Source organism: Streptomyces sp. WMMC500, assembly GCF_027497195.1.
GTDB lineage: Bacteria > Actinomycetota > Actinomycetes > Streptomycetales > Streptomycetaceae > Streptomyces.
The window spans coordinates 251601-268819 of the sequence record NZ_CP114905.1; the positions used below are offsets into that span (position 1 = coordinate 251601).

A 17219-nucleotide genomic window follows, 5' to 3' on the forward strand; every position below is an offset into this window, starting at 1 on the left:
TCCGTGCGGTTTTATCTGCTGGCGCGCAACCCCACCGACTCGGTCACGGACGGCTTCCTGCCCGCCGCACGCCGCCTCGGCCTCGACGTCACCGTGCTCACTGACCAGCCCGACGCCCACCGGCGGCGGGCGCCGGAGCCGGAGACCCTCGGCTGCGACGTGGCCGACTTCCGCGCCGTGATCGGCCGCATCTCCGCCCACCGCCGGCCGGACGCGGTGTTCACCAACAGCGACCACCTGCAGACGCAGGCCGCGCTCGCCGCCGGCTACTTCGGCCTGCCCGCCAAGAGCTGGCGGGCCGCCCTCGCCACCAAGGACAAGGCGGAGATGCGCCGCCGGCTCGCCGCCGCCGGCGGCGCGGACCCGGTACGGGCGGCGGAGCTGCCCCCCGGAGCGGACCCGGAAGCGCTGGACGTACCGTACCCGTGCGTGGTCAAGCCGCGCGAGGGCGTCGCCAGCGAGGACGTGGTGCTGGCCGCGGACGCGGCGGAGCTGGTGCGGCGGTGCGCGGAGATCCGGGCGCGGCGGCCGGGCGAGGCGCTGGTGGTCGAGGAGTTCCTGGACGGCGAGCTGTACACGCTGGAGACGCTGGGGGACGGCCGCGTACGCCACGTCCTCGGCGGCTTCCACACCGAGCTGTCGCCGCCTCCTTACTTCATCGAGGAGCGCATGTCCTACGTGCCCGGGCACCCCGGGCCGGTCACCGCCCAGGTGCTCGGGCAACTCGACGCGCTCGGCGTCGGGTTCGGCGCCTGCCACACCGAGTTCACCGTGAGCGCGGGCCGGGCCCGGATCGTGGAGGTCAACTACCGCGCCGTCGGCGACCAGTGCGACCTGCTGCTCGCCCGGCTGCTGGGCATACCGCTCTTCGAGCACATCCTCCGCACCCACCTCGGCGAACCGCTCCCCGCGGACCTGGGGGCGCGCACCGACGGGCGGGCGCGCCTGTCCTACCCGTGCGCCCGCACCGCCGGGACGCTCGCCGCCGCGCCGGGTCCCGCGGACCTGACGGTGGACGGGGTGGAGCTGACGTACCGGCCGCTGCGCGCGGTGGGCGAGCGGCACGAACTGCACCGCACCAACCGCGACTTCCTCGGCGTGGCCCGCGGCATCGGCACGGACCAGCGGCGGGTCGACCGGGTGGTCGCGGACTTCCTGGCCGCGCAGCACTGGGAGATCACGCCGTGAGCGGCGCCGCGCGGGAGAGCGGCGGCGACGCGGACGCCGCGGAGGCGGTGCTGACGCTGCGCGTGCTGAGCGCGCTGCTGCGGGAGGACGCGGTGGGGCTGCGCACCCGTACGACGGCGCTCGACCGGCCGGACGGGCGCTGGCTGCGCCTCGCGGATCCAGCCGGCCCGGCCGGGCCCGCCGGGCCGGGCGCCCTGCTGGTGCCCGTCGCGCCGGACGGCTTCCAGAGCGCGTACGGGGCCCGCCTGCCGCTGCTGCTCCGCGAGAGCGGCGACGGGGCCACCGAGGTCACCGGGCTGGACGCCGTCCTGGCGGCCCTCGCCGCGCATGCCGACCCCGAAGACCGCGACGGCTTCCGCGCCTTCGCCGCGGAGTGCCGGCAGTCGCTGGCCGTGGCCCGGCTGCACGCCGCCACCTGGGAGGAGACGGCCGCGGCGGTCACCGCGCGGTACGGTCCTGACCCGGCCCGCTGGACCGGTCACGCCGGCACGCTCGCGCACGACACGCTCGCCGCCCGCCTCGACCACCCGGTCTACCCGGCCTCCCGCGCACGCGCCGGCCTCACGGACGCCGACCTGCGCGCCTGCGCCCCCGAGTTCCACCCGCGCTTCGCCCTGCGCTGGCTCGCCGTGCCGCGCGACGCCCTCACCCTGCGCGGCGCCCTCGACCCCGCCGCCGGGCAGGATCCACCCGATGCCTGGCCCGCCCCCTCCGTCCTCGGCCTGCCGTCCGCGCTCGATCGCACCCATCTCGCCCTGCCCGTCCACCCGCTGACCGCCGGCGGTCCGCTGGCGGGCGCGCTGCGCGCCGCCGGCCTCGCCGGCCGGGCGGCGCTCGCCCCGCTTCCGTACCTCGACGTCGTGCCGACGCTCTCGATGCGTACGGTCGCCGCCGCGGCCGACCCCCGGCTGCACCTCAAGCTCCCGCTGGCCACCGCCACCCTGGGCCTGCGCAACCGGCGCACCGTCAAACCCGCCACCCTGGCCGACGGCGCGACCGTCCAGCGGCTGCTGGAGGCCGTCGCCCGGCGCGAGCCGCGCTTCCGCGACACCGTGCTGCACGCCGACGAGACCGCCTACGCGCACGCCGGCCACGAACTGCTCGCCGCGCTGTGCCGCCGCCAGCCCGCCGGGCTCGACGGCGCCCTCGTGGTGCCCCTGGCCGCCCTGCTCGCGCCCGCCCCCGGCGGCCGGCTCGTCGTCGAGCACCTCGCCGACCGGTGCCACGGCGGCGACGTGCCCGCCCTGCTCGACGACCTCCTCACCCTCCTCTTCGACTACCAGACCACGCTGTTCGGCTACGGCATCGCGCTGGAGTCCCACCAGCAGAACGTCTCGCTCGTCCTCGACCCGCCGGAGCGCACCGCGGAGGGCCGCCCGCGCACCCGGCTGCTGTTCAAGGACGACGACGGTCCGCGCATCCATCACGCCCGGCTGCGCGCCGCCCTCGGCCCCGGTGCGCCGGGCCCCGGCGAGTTCGCCGACGCCCGCACGCTGTGCGAAGGCGACGGGCCGGTGGCCGACGTCTTCGCCACGATCACCGTCCATCTGTGCGCCGGGGCCTACGCGTTCGGCCTCGCCCGGCACGGCGTCGCCCCGCTCGCGGCGCTCCTCGCCCTCGTACGCGACCGCCTCGCCGAGGCCGTCGACCGGCTCGGCACCGGGCCCGGCGAACCCGGGACGGTGCTGCGCGCGCACGTGCTGCGCGCCGGCCACCTGCCGGTCAAGGCGATGGTCACCGCCGGGTCGCTGCAGTCCAAGGAGCGTTCGGGGGCGACCGACGTCAACAAGCACTACACCACCGGCCCGAACTACCTCCGCGCCGTGCCCCGCGCCGCGCCGGCCGGCCCCGCCCCGTACCCGTCCATCCCCTCACCCCGCCCCGGCTGGAACCGTTGATGCCCCTCACCGCCTCACCCGCCTCCGCGCCCGCGACGGCTTCCCCCGCCCGACTGCCCACCGCCGACGAGGCCGTGGCGCACACCCTGCTCAACTGCCTGCTGCGCGAGGTCTGCGGACCCGGCCGGCAGGCCACCGTGGACGGCGGCCGGCTGCTGCTGCGGCTGTCCGGCCGGGGGGTGCTGCTGCGGGTGGCACTGCGCCGCACCTCGCTGCTGGGCGCGCACCGTTTCCGCGGGCCGGTCGCCGAGTGGCGCGACGGCGGCTGGGCGGAGGTGGGCTGGCGGCGGCTCGCCGAGCACGTGCAGGACGAGTTGTCGGCGCGTACGGGCGTGCCCAACGACGAGTTCGTGGAGCAGGTCGCGGCCAGCCACCGGGGTACGGCGGCGGCGCTGGCCGCCGTGCGGGAACGGGCAGCTCCGGCGGCCGGCTCCGGGCCGCTCGCCGCGTACCTCCACTCCGAGCAGTCCCTCCCCCTCGGCCACCGCTTCCACCCCACGCCCAAGGCCCGCGGCGGCGGCGCGGCGGCCTGGTCCGCGTACGCCCCCGAGGCCGGCGCCGCCTTCCCGCTGCGCCATCTCGCGGTCCGCGCCCACCTGGCCGCCGAGGAGACCGCACAGCCCGGCGCCGCCGCCCCGCTCGACCGGCTCCGCCCGGTCCCCGACGGCTACCGGCTGCTGCCCGTCCACCCCTGGCAGCACGAACTCCTCGCCGGCCACCCGGCGCTGCGGGCCGCCCTCGACCGCGGGGACGTCCTCGACCTCGGCCCGGGCGGGCCGCCGTGCACCCCGACCGCCTCCGTGCGCACCCTGCACACCGGCGCGGGTTTCCTGAAGTTCAGCCTCAACGTGCGCATCACCAACTGCGTGCGCAAGAACTCCCGCTACGAACTCGCCGGCGCGGTCGCCCTGACCCGGCTGCTGCGCCCCGTGCTCGGTGCCCTCGCCGCCCGCCACCCCGCCGCCGCCCTGCTGCGCGAACCGGCGTACCGCAGCCTGGCGCTGCCCGGCCCGGACGGCGCGCCGGACCCGGCACTGCTCGAAGGATTCGGGGTGATCGTCCGCGACGGGCTGGGCGGCGTGCTGCCGCCCGGCGTCACCCCGCTGCTCGCCGGCGCCGTCGCGGACGAGTACCCGACGGGCCCCGCCCACCTCTCCCGGCTGCCCGCCACCGCCCGCCCGCAGACCGCCCTCGACTGGTGGACCGCGTACCTGGAGCTGCTCCTCCCGCCCGTCCTCGCCGCCTACTTCGACCACGGGGTGGTGCTGGAGCCGCACCTGCAGAACGTGCTGCTGTGCGTCGACGCCGAGGGCATGCCGGCGCAGGTCGTCTTCCGCGACCTGGAGGGCGCCAAGCTCCTGCCCGAGCGGCACGCCGACGCGCTCGCCGCGCTGCCGGCGGAGGTGGCGGGGCCGATGACGTACGACGCCACGCGCGGCTGGCACCGGGTGGTGTACTGCCTGCTGGTCAACCACGTCGCGGACATGCTCGCCGCGCTCGCCGACCTGCACCCGCGGGCCGAGACGGCGCTGTGGGCACGGGTACGCGCCGTGCTGCTGGACTGCGCCCGCGACCTCGGCGACCCGCCCCGGCTGCGCGCCCTGCTCGGCGGGGCGCCGCTGCCCGCCAAGGCCAATCTGCTGACCCGCTGGGGCCGCCGTGCGGACCGCGAGGCGGGCTACGTCCACCTGCCGAACCCGCTCGCCGCCCCCGAACCCGACTCGCCCCGCCGGAGCGCCCGTTGACCGCCCCGACCGCCGCCGTGCTGGACCGCCTCGGCTCCCTGGCGCCCGGGGAACTGCCCGCGTACGTCTACGACCTGGCGGCCCTGCGCGCCCACGCGGCGGCCGTACGCGCGGCCCTGCCGGCGTCCGTCGAGCTGTACTACGCCGCGAAGGCCAACCCGGAACCCCCGGTCCTGGCCGCCCTGGCCCCGTACGTCGACGGCTACGAGGTCTCCTCGGGCGGGGAACTCGCCCACGTCGCCGCCGCCGTGCCCGGCCGCCGCCTCGCCTTCGGCGCGCCCGGCAAGACGCCCGCGGAGCTGGCCGCCGCCCGCGCGGCGGGGGTGCACCGCGTGCACGTCGAGAGCCTGCACGAGCTGCACATGCTCGGCGAGCAGACCGCGGGCGGCGCCCCGGACGCCGGCGTGGACGTGCTGCTGCGCGTCAACCTGCCCGTCGCCGACGGCTCGCTGGCGGGCAGCGCCCTGGCCATGGGCGGCCGTCCCGCCCCCTTCGGCCTGGATCCCGCCGACGCCGAGGAGGCCGCGCGGCTGCTCGCCGGGGGCGCGTTCCCGCGGCTGCGGCTGCGCGGCGTGCACGCGCACCTCGCCAGCGGGCTCGACGCGCCGCGGCTGCTCGGCGTGGCTCGCTCGGTGGTGGCCGGGGCGCTGCGGCTCGCGGAGCAGGCCGGGATCGACGCGTACGGGCTGGAGGTCAACACCGGCGGCGGCATGGCCGTCGACTACGCCGCCCGCGAGGGCCGGTTCGACTGGCGCGCCTACGGCGCGGGGCTGGGCCGGCTGGCCGCGGCGCACCCCGGGCTGACGCTGCGCGTCGAACCCGGGCGGGCACTGACCGCCTACTGCGGCTGGTACGCGACCGAGGTGCTGGACGTCAAGCGCAGCCACGGCGAGGAGTTCGCGGTGGTCCGCGGCGGCACCCACCACCTGCGCACCCCGGCTGCCAAGGGCCACGACCAGCCCTGCACGGTCCACCCGGCGCCCCGCCCGTGGCCGCACCCCTGGCCGCGGCCCGCGGCGCGCGGCACGTCGGTCACGGTCGCGGGGCAGCTCTGCACGCCGAAGGACGTGCTGGCCCGGGGCGTGGCGGCCGACGGGCTGCGCGCCGGTGACCTGGTGGTCTTCTCGCTGGCTGGCGCCTACGCCTGGAACATCTCGCACCACGGCTTCCTCATGCACCCGCCCCCCGGCTTCCACTTCCTCGACGAACCCGGGTGAGCCGTACGGGAGGAGTCAGCGGCCGAGGAGGTGCCGGCCGCGGCCGGTGAGCCGGTGGACGACGTGCGTGCCCGTGCGCTCGCTGCGCACCAGCCCGGCGCCGCGCAGCACCGTCAGATGACCGCTGACGGTCGACGCCGGCATGCCGAGGCGGGCGGCGACGGACCCGGTGGTGGCGGTGGCGGCCAGGGCGTCGAGCACCCGGGCGCGGGCGGTGCCCAGCAGCGCGGCGAGCGCGGCGGGCGGCCTGCCGGGGCCCGGCACCTCGGGGTGGCGGCGTACCGGATAGACCACCACCGGCGGCAGGCTGGGGTCGGCGATCGCGATCGGCGCGGTGTGGCAGAAGAAGGACGGGATGAGCCGGACGCCCCGGCCACGCAGCCGCAGGTCGTAGTCCACCGGATAGGGCGCCGTCAGCACCCCGTCGCGCCACCGGAACGGCCGCAGGGTGCCCAGCACGGCCGTCATCCCGCCGTCGAGCGCGGCCATCCGCCACTCGCGGTCCGCGGCGATCGTGGCCTCCACCTCGCTCCACTCCGGCAGGATCAGCCGCGCGTGGAACTGCCGCACGGCGTCCGCGATCCGGCCGAGCTGCGCCCGGTCCCCCGCCGCGAGCCGCCGGGTCCACGCGGGCAGCGGCCGGTGCCTGGCGGCCTCGCGCAGCTCGCGGGCGAGCCGCCGCCCCGGCGTGGCCAGCAGCGTCTCCAGCGCCGCGGACAGGCCCTCCTCGGACTCGACTGGGGTGAGGAAGTCGGGGAAGTACGCGGCGTCGGCGGGCGCCAGGTCGCGCAGCAGCCGGCAGGCGGCGCGCAGTTCGCCGCCGTGCAGCCGCGCGGCGGCGCGCCGCCGCCACGGGCGCAGCCGGGCCGGCAGCCGGGCCGGGGGCGTGCTGAGCACGTGCAGCCCGAGGATCGCCTCCCACATGGGGTCGGCGGTCCCGGTCAACTGCACGTGCCGGAAGTCGCGGTCACCGAAGTGGATGCGGAGCGTGCCGGCCATTCCCTCAGGCTAGGGTCTTCCTTCCGCCGCGTCCGGGGGTATCGCCCACGCACCCGCGGTACGCCGTGGGCCCCGGCACGCTCGCCTCGCCGTCGGACCGGGCCGGCGGGACCACCGTGCGGATGCCCCTCCGCCCTGGGACGGCACGCACCGCGGGAAGTGCCGACGACCGGCGCCACGGCGCCCGGGGCGCGTCCCGCCGCTCGGTGGGCTTTTCGACCGAGCCGGAAAAGCCCCGCCCGCCGCGCGGAGGGCCGCCGCCTACGATCCGTGGCCGGACACGGGAGCCCCACCGGCCCGGACCGGCGGACCCCGGGCCGGCGCCGGGCATCGACACGGCCCAGGAGGTCATGGTGAGCGAGACACGCCCCACCCGCCGACGCGTTCTCAGGGCCGCCGGCGGCCTCACGGCGGCGCTGGCCGCCGGCGGCGCCGGCGCCCTCGCCGCGGCTGCGCCGGCAGGCGCCGCGGACGACGGCTTCGGCCTGCGGATCACCGACCGCAACGAGTCCGACCCGCGCATGTGGTACTACCGGTGCGCGACGGACGCGATCGGCTGGGAGCCCGGCGTCAACGTCCTGCTCCCCGACGGCTACCACGACAGCGGACTGCGCTACCCGGTGCTCTACCTGCTGCACGGCGGCGGCACCGACGCGGACTTCATCCAGTTCGATCGGCTCGGCATCCGCGCGCTGACCGCGGGCAGGCGGGTCATCGTCGTGATGCCGGACGGCGGTCACGCCGGCTGGTACTCCAACCCCGTCTCCTCCCTCGCCGGGCCGCGCAACTGGGAGACCTTCCACATCGCCCAGTTGCTGCCGTGGATCGACGCCAACTTCCGCACCTACGCGGAGTACGACGGCCGCGCGGTCGGCGGGTTCTCGATGGGCGGCTTCGGCGCGCTCAAGTACGCGGCCAAGTACTACGGGCACTTCGCCTCGGTCAGCTCCCACTCCGGCCCGGCGAGCCTGCGCCGGGACGCCGGGCTCGTCGTGCACTGGGCGAACGTGTCGTCGGCGGCCGTGGAGCTGGCCGGCGGCACGGTCTACGGCGCACCGCTGTGGGACGAGGCGCGGGTCAGCGCCGACAACCCGGTGGAGCGGCTCGGCAGTTACCGCGACAAGCGCGTCTTCATGGTCGCGGGCACCAGCCCCGACCCGGTGAACTGGTTCGACACCGCCAACGAGACCCAGGTGCTCGCCGGCCAGCGGGAGTTCCGCGGCGCTCTCGCGGGCGCCGGCATCCCGCACGAGTGGCGCGAGGAGCCCGGCGGCCACGTCTTCCGGCCCGAGGTGTTCCGCCACGACCTCGACGGCGTCATCGCGCGGCTCCGCAAGGCGTAGCCGGATCCCGTACGGGCACCGTCGACGCACGCCCCTGCACCCCCACACAACCCCCCACGTCAGGAGACCCGATGCGCATGTCCCCCACACCACGCTCCGCGCGCGCCCGCCTGGTCCCCACCGCCGTCGCCACGGCGCTCGCGGCGACCGCCGCCTGCGCCGCGCTCGCCGCCCCCGCCGCCGCGCAGCCGGGCCCCGGCGACGCGCCGGCCGCGGTCTCCGTGCTGGAGCGCGGCACTGCCTCCGGCACCGCCGTGGTCAGCGGGCAGAACCGCCCGGGCACCCGGCTGCACGTCGACGGCGAGCGGACCGCCGCCGCCCGCACGCTGGACGTCGACTACCAGGTCCAGGAGACGGGTTACTGGTGCGGCCCCGCCGCGACCCGCATCGCGCTGTCCGCGCGCGTCGCGCCGCCGAGCCAGGCCGACCTCGCCGCCCAGCTCGGCACCACCGAGGCCGGGACAGACCACATCAGCCAGGTGACCGGCGTGCTCAACGCCAACCTCGGCACCGGCTGGTACGAGACCAAGGAGATGCCGGACGACCCGCCCACGCAGGCGCAGCGCGACCTGCTGTGGCGGGACGTCGTGCTCGACATCGACAGCGGCTACCCGGTCGTCGCGAACATCGTCGCCCCGCCCGGCAACCAGCCGCCCGGTTACCCGCCGGACCAGACGATCTACCACTACTTCACGGTGATCGGCTACGACGACGCCCAGGGCACCGTCCTCATCGCCGACCCGGCGTCCTTCGGCGGCAACCAGATCTACTGGCTGTCCTTCGACCAGCTCGCCACGCTCATCCCGCCGAAGGGCTACGCCGCCTGACGCCCCGCCGGGCGCGCCGGGGCCCGTCCGCGGGGAGGACGGGCCCCGGCCGCTGTCACCCGCGCCGGGGCAGACCGCGCAGGATCTTGCCCTCCGTCGACAGCACGTAGTCGCGGCCGTCGAAGCGGCGGGTGCGCGCGAACATCAGGTACAGGTACTTGAAGTTCTCGGCGAAGGCGTACGCGGGGAACAGGTCGCCCTGGCGCATCGGCGACGTCGTCACGTCCTCCAGGATCGTGTAGCCGCCGGGGACGCGGGCGTGGGCCTTCATGCCCTCGAAGTACTGCCACGCCGTGCGGCGGTAGAAGTCGTCCTTCGTCAGGAAGTACAGGTCGAAGGCGCCGTTGACGTACTCGGGCCGGAACTGGTTGCCCGGCGAGGTCGGGGTCATCGTGCCGTAGTCGATCTCCTCGGGCAGCACGGGCCAGCGCTGCAGGACCGACTCCCACGAGCGGTGGTAGCGCTCGCCGAGACGCCGGTCGCCGCCCTTGGCGACCAGCCCGCCCCAGAACGACGCCAGCTCGGACTGGCGGCGCCCGGTGGTCTCGCCGGTGGCGAAGTCGACCTGGCGGTACCAGACGTGGCCGTCCCACTCCTCCACCAGGTGCTCGGTCATGGCGCCGTTGAGCATCCGCCACCAGCGCAGGCAGTCCCGGTCGCCGAACAGCTCCCAGGCGCCCCAGAGATACTCGTAGAAGGAGTCGACGGGCGGGTTGGGGCCCTGGTCGGTCGGGTCGGTCCAGCGGCCGGTCTCGACGTCGAGCCGGGTGCCGAGGAGGTCGAGCGAGGAGCGCCGGTCGATCACCGCGCGGTAGGCGCGCTTGGCCGCCTCGTAGTACTTGCCGTCGCCGGTGAGCTTCGAGAGCATCCCGAACTCCAGGATGTTCGTGCCGATCTCGGCCAGCGGCGGGGTGGTGCCGTGGACCTCGCCGGTGCGCAGGTTGGCGCGGGTGTACGGCATGCCGGTGGGCGACTTGGTGAACGCGGGCAGCAGCCGGTCGGTGAAGTCGACGCACAGGTCGAGCAGGGACTGCCGGCCGGTGACGAGGTGGCCGGCGAGCAGCCCGCCGACGACGCGGATGATGGCCTCGAAGACGTGGAAGTCGGCGTCGATGTCGAAGTCGAGGTTCTGTTCCAGCCAGTCGGCGGACTCCGTCAGGTCGTCGTCCAGCTCCATCACGTACAGCGTGTCCAGCGCCTCGATCACGGACAGGGCCACGGGGTGGCCCTCGGCGAAGAACTCGTGCGACGTGCCGGAGACGGGCCGTACCTCGTCGTGGCCCCAGGCGGCGGCGCGGTAGCCGTTCCAGGCGTGCAGGAACTCCGCGCGGATCTCGCGCGCCGCGTGCGGCCCGGCGGGCGGGCGCACGGCGGCGGCGGGCTGCGCGGCCGTTCCCGGCAGCGCCCGGGCGGGCGCGGCCTGCGCCAGGACGCCGGCCCCGGCGGCGGAGGTCGCCGCCGCGGCTGCCAGCAGCCGGCGGCGGGAGAGCGGGGTGCGGTGGTGTGCGGAGGTGCCCATCGATGCTGCCCCTTCACGGTGTGGACGCGCCCCCGGCGCGCTTGACATCGTTGTCACGTGTGGTCGTGAAATGAGGCTAGCGGGGCTGCTGTTGGTGTCAATGGTGCCCGCGGAGTGTCGTGGGGCCCGGGGGGCCGGGTGAGCGTCCGCCGGGTGCGCCGCGTGGGCGGTACGGCGGCGGGGGGCTGGTGCCGCGGGCCGCGCGGCTGCGAGCCCACGCGACGACCGCCGTCCGATAAGGCATCATCTCGCCATGACCGACTCCGAACACGCCGCGGCAGGCGGCGGGCGGGTGGCGCACAGCCGCGTGCCGATGAGGGGCCGCGACCCCCGGGAACGCGGCCGCGGCGCCACGCCGCTTGAGCTGCTGTTCGACCTGACCTTCGTGGTCGCCGTCGGCATCGCCGCGTCGTACTTCGCCGAGATGGTCGCCGCGGACCACGCCGGGCGCGCGGTCGTGGCGTTCGCGCTGGCGATGTTCGCGATCACCCTCGCGTGGATCCACTTCAGTTGGTTCGCCTCCGCGTTCGGCACCGACGACTGGCTCTACCGGTCGCTGACGATGCTGCAGATGATCGGCGTCGTCGTCTTCGCGCTCGGCCTGCCGGCGATGTTCCACTCGGTCGAGGAGGGCGACCACCTGGAGATCCGCGCGATAGTGGTCGGCTACGTCGTGATGCGGGCCGCGATGGTGGCGCAGTGGTGGCGGGCGGCACGGGAGTCACCCGCGTACCACAAGCTGGCCATGGCCAGTATCCGCTGGAGTGTCCTCGCCCAGGCGGCCTGGGTGGTGGTGGGGTTCACGAAGCTCTCGTTCGGCGTGGTGATCGTCGCCTTCGCGGTGTTCGCGGTGCTGGAGCTGCTGCTGCCGGTGATCAGCCAGCACAGCATGGGCGGAACGCCGTGGCACCCGCACCACGTCGCCGAACGCTACGGCCTCTTCGCGATCATCACGCTCGGCGAGGGCGTGGTCGGCACCGTCGCCTCCTCGGGCGAACTTCTCGGCGGCCCGCACGGCACGGCGTGGACGGCGAACGCCGTGGCCGTCGTCGTCGCGGGCGTCGGGCTGACCTTCGGCATGTGGTGGGTGTACTTCAGCACGCCCTTCGGCGACATCCTGGTGCACCGGCGCGCCCGCGGGTACCTCTTCGGCTACGGCCACATCATCGTGTTCGCCGGCATCGCGGGCGCCGGCGCCGGGCTGCACGTGGCCGGGCTGTACCTGGAGCACCACGCGAAGGTGGGCGCCGTCGCCGTGGTGCTCTCCCTGGCGCTGCCCGTCGGCCTCTTCCTGCTCGTCGTCTACCTGCTCCACACCCTGCTGCTGTCCGCCGGCGACCGCTTCCACCTGCTGCTGATCTCGCTGACGCTGGCGGTGCTGGGCGCGGCGGTGCTGCTGGCCGCCGCCGGCACGCCGGTCGCGGTGTGCCTGCTGGTGGTGATGCTCGCCCCGTTCGTCACCGTCGTCGGCTACGAGACCATCGGCCACCGGCACCAGCGGCGGATGCTGGCGGACCTCAAAGCCCGCCGTTCCCCGTCGTGAGCAGGAACTTCCCCACCGCCACCAGCAGCCCGAAGAACACCGCGACGCCGATCAGCACCACCGACACGCCGCGCGCGGTGCGCTGCGAACGCCCCGACAGCCGCCGCGGCGAGTCGTCGGCCTGCCGGAAGCCCGCGGCCACCACCCCGGCCCCGCCCAGCAGCACGGCCGCCGCCACCCACCACCACTCCACGTCCGTCCCCTCCCGGTCCCTGTGCAGAACTCCGTACGCCCGGCCGGCCCACCCCCGGGCGCGCTACTCCTCGCGGCTGTGCAGCTCCAGGCCGAGCGCGCGGAACTGCTCGACGGGCCGGTGGTAGCCGCGCTCGATGTGGTGCACCCCGCGCAGCGTCGAGCCGCCGGTGGCGACGGCCGCCGCCAGCACGGCGGAGAACCCGGCGCGGATGTCGGGCATCGTGACGTCCCCGCCGCGCAGGCCGCTGACGCCGCGCACGACGGCGGAGTGCAGCGCGCCCGTGTCGTGGTAGCGGCAGGCGGGGCCGCCCAGGCACGTGTCGTAGACCTCGATCTCCGCGCCCATGCCCTGCAGCGCGGAGACGTACGCCAGCCGGTTCTCGTACACCGTCTCGTGCAGCACCGACATTCCCTCGGCCTGCGTGAAGAGCACCATCAGCGGCGTCTGCCAGTCGGTGGCGAAGCCCGGGTGGGTGTCGGTCTGCACGGCCGCGGCACGCAGCTTCCGCGGGGCCGACGCCGTGATCCACTCGTCGGTGATCTCGAACCGGGCGCCCATCCGCGCCAGCGTGGTGATCGGCGTCACCAGCCGGTCCTGCGGGCAGCCGTGCACCCGTACCTCTCCCCCGGTGACCAGCCCGGCGACCAGGTAGGAGAACGCCTCGATCCGGTCGCCGCCGAGCCGGGTGGTGGCGCCGCCGAGCGCGTCGACGCCCTCGACGACGATCCGGCGGTCCGGGTAGAGGGAGATCCGGGCGCCCATCCGCTGGAGGAACAGCGCCAGCTCGACGATCTCCGGCTCGGTCGCGGCGTTGCGGATGACGGTGCGGCCCTCGGCCCGTACGGCGGTCAGCAGCACCGTCTCGGTGGCCCCGACGCTGGGGTACGGCAGGTCGACACGGGTGCCGCGCAGCCGGGCGGCGCGGGCGTGGATGCCGTCCTCCGCCAGCTCCACCTCGGCGCCGAAGCGGCGCAGCGCGTCCAGGTGGAAGTCGACCGGGCGGCGGCCGATGGGGTCGCCGCCGACCATCGGCACGAACGCCTCGCCGGTCAGGTGCAGCAGCGGCCCGAGCAGCAGGATCGGGATGCGGTTGAGTCCGGTGAACGCCTTGTCCACGCTCGGGTCCGCCACCGGGCCCGGCACGACGGTGACCTCGCCGTCGGTGCGCTCGACCTTCATGCCCACGTGCTCCAGCATCCGGGCGGTGATGCCGACCTCGCCGACGTCGGGCGCGTTGCGTATGGTGCTCGGCCCGGAGCCGAGCATCGCGGCCACCATGTGCTTGCTGACCGCGTTCTTCGCCCCGCGCACGGTGACGTCACCGCGCAGCGGTCCGGACGGCTCGATCTGCCACAGCTTCCCAGTCACCCGTGCAGCCTACGACCGCGCCCCGGGGCCTCCTCCCCCCGGCCCCTCGCCGGCCCCTCCACCGGCCCCGCCGGTCTCGTCGTCCCGAACGGGTGAGGGCCGCCCCGGGCCCTACACGCTGCGCAGTTGTCTGCGTACGCTGTGGTGGGACCACGGCACGACGGGGACGTACGGCCCGGGGGTGCCATGGGATTCGGCTTCGGCCAGCCCGCGGCGGTGAACTCCCCGTGGAGCTCACCGGCTTCGTCGGCAGGACGGAGGAGATCGCCCTGGTCCGCGCCGAGTTGGCGCGATCGCGGCTCGTCACGCTGGCCGGCCCCGGCGGGGTCGGCAAGAGCCGCACGGCGATGCGGGCCGCCGCCGGGCTCACCGCCCGTTTCCCCGACGGCGTGTGGCCGGCGGAGCTGTCCGGGCTGCGCGACCCGGAGGTGCTGCTCACCTCGCTCGCCGCGGTGCTGGAGCTGCCGGAGCAGCCGGGCATGGGGACGCTGGACGCGATGGTGGCGCATCTGCGCGAGCGCCGGCTGCTGATCGTCCTCGACACCTGCGAGCACGTGCTCGACGCCTGCGCGATGCTCTCCGACGTGCTGCCGCGCGAGGCTCCGGGGGTCAGTGTGCTCGCCACCGGCCGGCAGCCGCTCGACGTGCCGGGCGAGCGCTGCCTGACCATAGCGCCGCTGGACCCCGCCGACTCGCTGGAGCTGTTCGTGCAGCGCGCGGCGTCCGTCGTCCCGGGCTTCGCGGTCACCGACGCCAACCGCGAGCAGTTGCTCGCGCTCGTCGGCCGGCTCGACGGGATGCCGCCGGCGCTGGAGCTGGCCGCGGTACGGCTGCGGGCGGTGCCGCTCGCGGAGCTGGCCGCCCGGCTCGACCGCCGCTTCGAGGTCCTCACCGGCGGCCAGCGCACCACTGGCCCGCGCCGGCGACGTCGAGGCTGTGCGCGAGCGGCACCTGGCGGCCGTGCGGGAGCTCGGGCAGCGCTTCTGGGACGAGCTGCTGACCCCGGCACAGCCCGGGCTGCGCGCGGCGGTACGGGAGCGGATCGCCGACATCCGGGTGGCCGTGGCCTACGCGTACGACGCGCCCGGGCGGGCCCGCGACGGCCTGTGGCTGGCGGCGCAGCTCGCGCCGTACTGGCGGGCCGCGGGCACGCTGTCCGAGGGCCGGCACTGGATCGACAAGGGGCTCGACCTGGCTCCGGCGGTCTGCGAGGAGCGGGCCTGGGGCCTGCTGATGACCGGGATCTTCGGGATCTGGACGGCGGACCTCGCGACGGCGGCCGAGCGCTTCCCGCTGGCCCGGGCCGCCGCGGAGCAGGCCGGGACGGAGCGCGTCGCCCGGTTCGCCGACGCGTACCTGGGGGCGCTCACGGCACGGGGCGCGGATGACGGGGGCGGCGGTCCTGGCTGCGGCACGGGCCGACGCGGACGAGCCACCCGGCACCGCGGCGGCGGCCCTGACGCGGCGGGAGCGCGAGGTGGCCGCGCTGGTGGCGCAGGGGCTCTCCGACCGGGAGGTCGCGGAGCGGCTGGTGATCTCCAAGCGGACCGCGGACGCGCACGTGAAGCACATATTCGCCAAGCTGGACATCACCTCCCGCCGCGAGATCCCGGCCGTGCTGGAGCCGTAGCCGGCCGCCGGGAACTCCCCCGCGTGCCCGCCGGCCGTACGTGGCCGATTCGCGACGCGAGCCGGCGAGGCGCTGTGGACGCCGCCGCGGGGACGTAGTGCCGTGGTACGCGGCAGGCTCGTGCGCGTGCTGTGCGGGGGCAACGGCAGTGGGTGCTCGGTGACAGGTGGGTGAGCCGGCGTGCGCGTCGGCGCCGGCGGCAGCGCCGCCCGCGTCGGCCTCTCCCACCGCTACGGCACCGGCCCGCTGGACATCGCCGCCGCCACGGTCGCGCGCTCGGCGGGCGGCGCGGCGGTCGAGGAGGGCACGGTACGGCAACTGACGTTCGACGGCGCCGAGTCGGTGACGATCCCGGCCGGCGGCGAGGTGTCCGGCGACCCGGTGCGACTGCCGGTCGCGGAACTGGAGTCGCTGACGGTCACGTTGTACCTGGCGGAGCCGACGGGCCCGGCGACGTACCACCAGACGGCCTCGGCGACCAGCTACCGGGCGGCCGGGGATCACACCGCGGACGAGAGCGGCGGGGCGTTCACGGAGACGTCCGTGTCCTGGTACTTCCTCGCCGAGGTCCGGGTGCTGTGCGAGACCGGCTGCCGCGACGACGGGGTGGTGGCCTTCGGCGACTCGATCACCGACGGGCTCGGATCCACGGTGGACGCCGGGAATCGCTATCCGGACGAGTTGGCGGAGCGCTTCGTCCGCGAGGGCCGGCCGCGCGGCGTCCTCAACCACGGGATCAGCGGCAACATGATCACCACCGGCACGCCGGGCACCGGTGACAGCGGCGTGAACCGCTTCGCCGAGGACGTGCTCGACGAGCCCGCGGTGCGCACGGTCGTCGTGCTGGAGGGGATCAACGACATCGGCCTCGGCGGCCGGCCCGGCGGGCAGATCCCCGACGTGTCGGTGGAGCAGCTCATCGCCGCGCACCGGGACGTCATCGGGCAGGCGCGGGCCGCGCGGCTGACAGTCGTCGGCGCGACGCTCGTGCCGTTCGAGGGGGCGGGGTACTTCACCGAGCGCGGCGAGGCCAAGCGCGACGCCCTCAACGAGTGGATCCGCACCTCCGGCGCGTACGACGAGGTCGTCGACCTCGACCGGGTGCTCGCCGACCCCGCGGACCCGGACCGGCTGCTGCCCGCGTACGACAGCGGCGACCATCTGCACCCGAGCGACGCGGGCTACCGGGCGTCGAGGCCGTCGACGCCGCCGTGCTCTGACCGCTGACGCACCGGCACAGGGCGTACGGTCACCGCGCGGCGCACCGCGCCGGCCGGTGACCGTACGCTCGCGCCATGACGATCACGTACGAGTGGCGCGGCGAGTTCGCCAACGCCGACGTCAACGCCCTGCACGCCGAGGGCTTCCACCACCGGGTCCTGGACATCGACTGGCGCGCGCAACTCCACCGCCACAGCCTCGGCTGGGTGTGCGCGCGCGACGGCGGCACGCTCGCCGGCTTCGTCAACGTCGCCTGGGACGGCGGCGTGCACGCCTTTCTCCTGGACACCGTCGTGCCGGCGGCGCGGCGGTGTGAGCGCATCGGCGCCGCGCTGGTCGCGGAGGCGGCGGCCGGGGCCCGCGCGGCCGGATGCGAGTGGCTGCACGTCGACTTCGACGACGAGCTGCGCCCGTTCTACCTCGACGGCTGCGGCTTCCGGCCGACGCCCGCGGGCCTCCTCCGGCTGGCCGGCTGACCTGCGGGCACCGCCACGACCGCACGGCTCAACCGCCCGGCCACCGGCT

13 protein-coding genes and 1 pseudogene are annotated in these 17219 nt (G+C 75.8%); 10 read left to right on the forward strand and 4 right to left on the reverse strand.

Features of this window, described 5'->3' with window-relative positions:
- The first annotated feature begins 3 nt into the window (after positions 1 to 3).
- The 4 genes from O7599_RS01090 to O7599_RS01105 are packed head-to-tail and all read left to right on the forward strand — an operon-like array spanning position 4 to position 6048.
- Entirely contained in the window at positions 4 to 1188 is a 1185-nt protein-coding gene (locus O7599_RS01090; protein ID WP_281620144.1) for an ATP-grasp domain-containing protein, read from the forward strand.
- Complete coding sequence (locus tag O7599_RS01095; protein WP_281620145.1) at positions 1185 to 3086, forward strand: IucA/IucC family siderophore biosynthesis protein; 1902 nt, start codon at positions 1185 to 1187, stop codon at positions 3084 to 3086. Before O7599_RS01090 ends, O7599_RS01095 begins: the two co-directional genes overlap by 4 nt.
- The gene (locus tag O7599_RS01100) at positions 3086 to 4831 is read left to right on the forward strand and encodes an IucA/IucC family protein (protein ID WP_281620146.1); all 1746 of its coding nucleotides are present in this window, start codon (positions 3086 to 3088) and stop codon (positions 4829 to 4831) included. Before O7599_RS01095 ends, O7599_RS01100 begins: the two co-directional genes overlap by 1 nt.
- On the forward strand, positions 4828 to 6048 hold the full coding sequence (locus O7599_RS01105; protein ID WP_281620147.1) for a type III PLP-dependent enzyme: 1221 nt from the start codon (positions 4828 to 4830) through the stop codon (positions 6046 to 6048). Before O7599_RS01100 ends, O7599_RS01105 begins: the two co-directional genes overlap by 4 nt.
- 15 nt (positions 6049 to 6063) lie before the next feature.
- On the opposite strand, the gene O7599_RS01110 is transcribed toward O7599_RS01105, so the two are convergent.
- A complete protein-coding gene (locus tag O7599_RS01110; RefSeq protein ID WP_281620148.1) occupies positions 6064 to 7047 on the reverse strand; it encodes a helix-turn-helix domain-containing protein in 984 nt (327 codons plus the stop codon).
- Positions 7048 to 7397: 350 nt separating this feature from the next.
- On the opposite strand from O7599_RS01110, the gene O7599_RS01115 reads away from it, so the two are divergent.
- Together O7599_RS01115 and O7599_RS01120 are read left to right on the forward strand one after the other, a co-directional pair.
- A complete protein-coding gene (locus O7599_RS01115) occupies positions 7398 to 8390 on the forward strand; it encodes an esterase family protein (protein WP_281620149.1) in 993 nt (330 codons plus the stop codon).
- Between the two features lie 71 nt (positions 8391 to 8461).
- A complete protein-coding gene (locus O7599_RS01120) occupies positions 8462 to 9217 on the forward strand; it encodes a C39 family peptidase (protein ID WP_281620150.1) in 756 nt (251 codons plus the stop codon).
- A gap of 55 nt (positions 9218 to 9272) precedes the next feature.
- On the opposite strand, the gene O7599_RS01125 is transcribed toward O7599_RS01120, so the two are convergent.
- A complete protein-coding gene (locus O7599_RS01125; RefSeq protein WP_281620151.1) occupies positions 9273 to 10736 on the reverse strand; it encodes a glycoside hydrolase family 47 protein in 1464 nt (487 codons plus the stop codon).
- A gap of 253 nt (positions 10737 to 10989) precedes the next feature.
- Here O7599_RS01125 and O7599_RS01130 point away from each other — a divergent pair, with 253 nt between their 5' ends.
- Positions 10990 to 12279 carry a low temperature requirement protein A gene (locus O7599_RS01130; RefSeq protein WP_281620152.1) on the forward strand — a complete coding sequence of 430 codons (1290 nt, stop codon included), beginning with the start codon at positions 10990 to 10992 and terminating at the stop codon, positions 12277 to 12279.
- Here the strand turns inward: O7599_RS01130 and O7599_RS01135 are convergent.
- Both O7599_RS01135 and murA read right to left on the reverse strand, forming a co-directional pair.
- Entirely contained in the window at positions 12254 to 12472 is a 219-nt protein-coding gene (locus tag O7599_RS01135) for a hypothetical protein (RefSeq protein WP_281620153.1), read from the reverse strand. The two genes, O7599_RS01130 and O7599_RS01135, sit on opposite strands and share 26 nt — an antisense overlap.
- 63 nt (positions 12473 to 12535) lie before the next feature.
- A complete protein-coding gene (gene murA, locus O7599_RS01140; RefSeq protein ID WP_281620154.1) occupies positions 12536 to 13843 on the reverse strand; it encodes a UDP-N-acetylglucosamine 1-carboxyvinyltransferase in 1308 nt (435 codons plus the stop codon).
- Positions 13844 to 14029: 186 nt separating this feature from the next.
- Here murA and O7599_RS01145 point away from each other — a divergent pair.
- The 3 genes and pseudogenes from O7599_RS01145 to O7599_RS01155 all read left to right on the forward strand — a co-directional run bounded on the left by O7599_RS01145 (position 14030) and on the right by O7599_RS01155 (position 17170).
- Positions 14030 to 15473, forward strand: a pseudogene (locus O7599_RS01145) (LuxR C-terminal-related transcriptional regulator).
- A 180-nt stretch (positions 15474 to 15653) separates the two neighbouring features.
- Positions 15654 to 16700 carry an SGNH/GDSL hydrolase family protein gene (locus O7599_RS01150; protein WP_281620155.1) on the forward strand — a complete coding sequence of 349 codons (1047 nt, stop codon included), beginning with the start codon at positions 15654 to 15656 and terminating at the stop codon, positions 16698 to 16700.
- Between the two features lie 68 nt (positions 16701 to 16768).
- Positions 16769 to 17170, forward strand: a complete 402-nt coding sequence (locus tag O7599_RS01155; RefSeq protein WP_281620156.1) for a GNAT family N-acetyltransferase — start codon at positions 16769 to 16771, stop codon at positions 17168 to 17170.
- Positions 17171 to 17219: the final 49 nt, after the last annotated feature.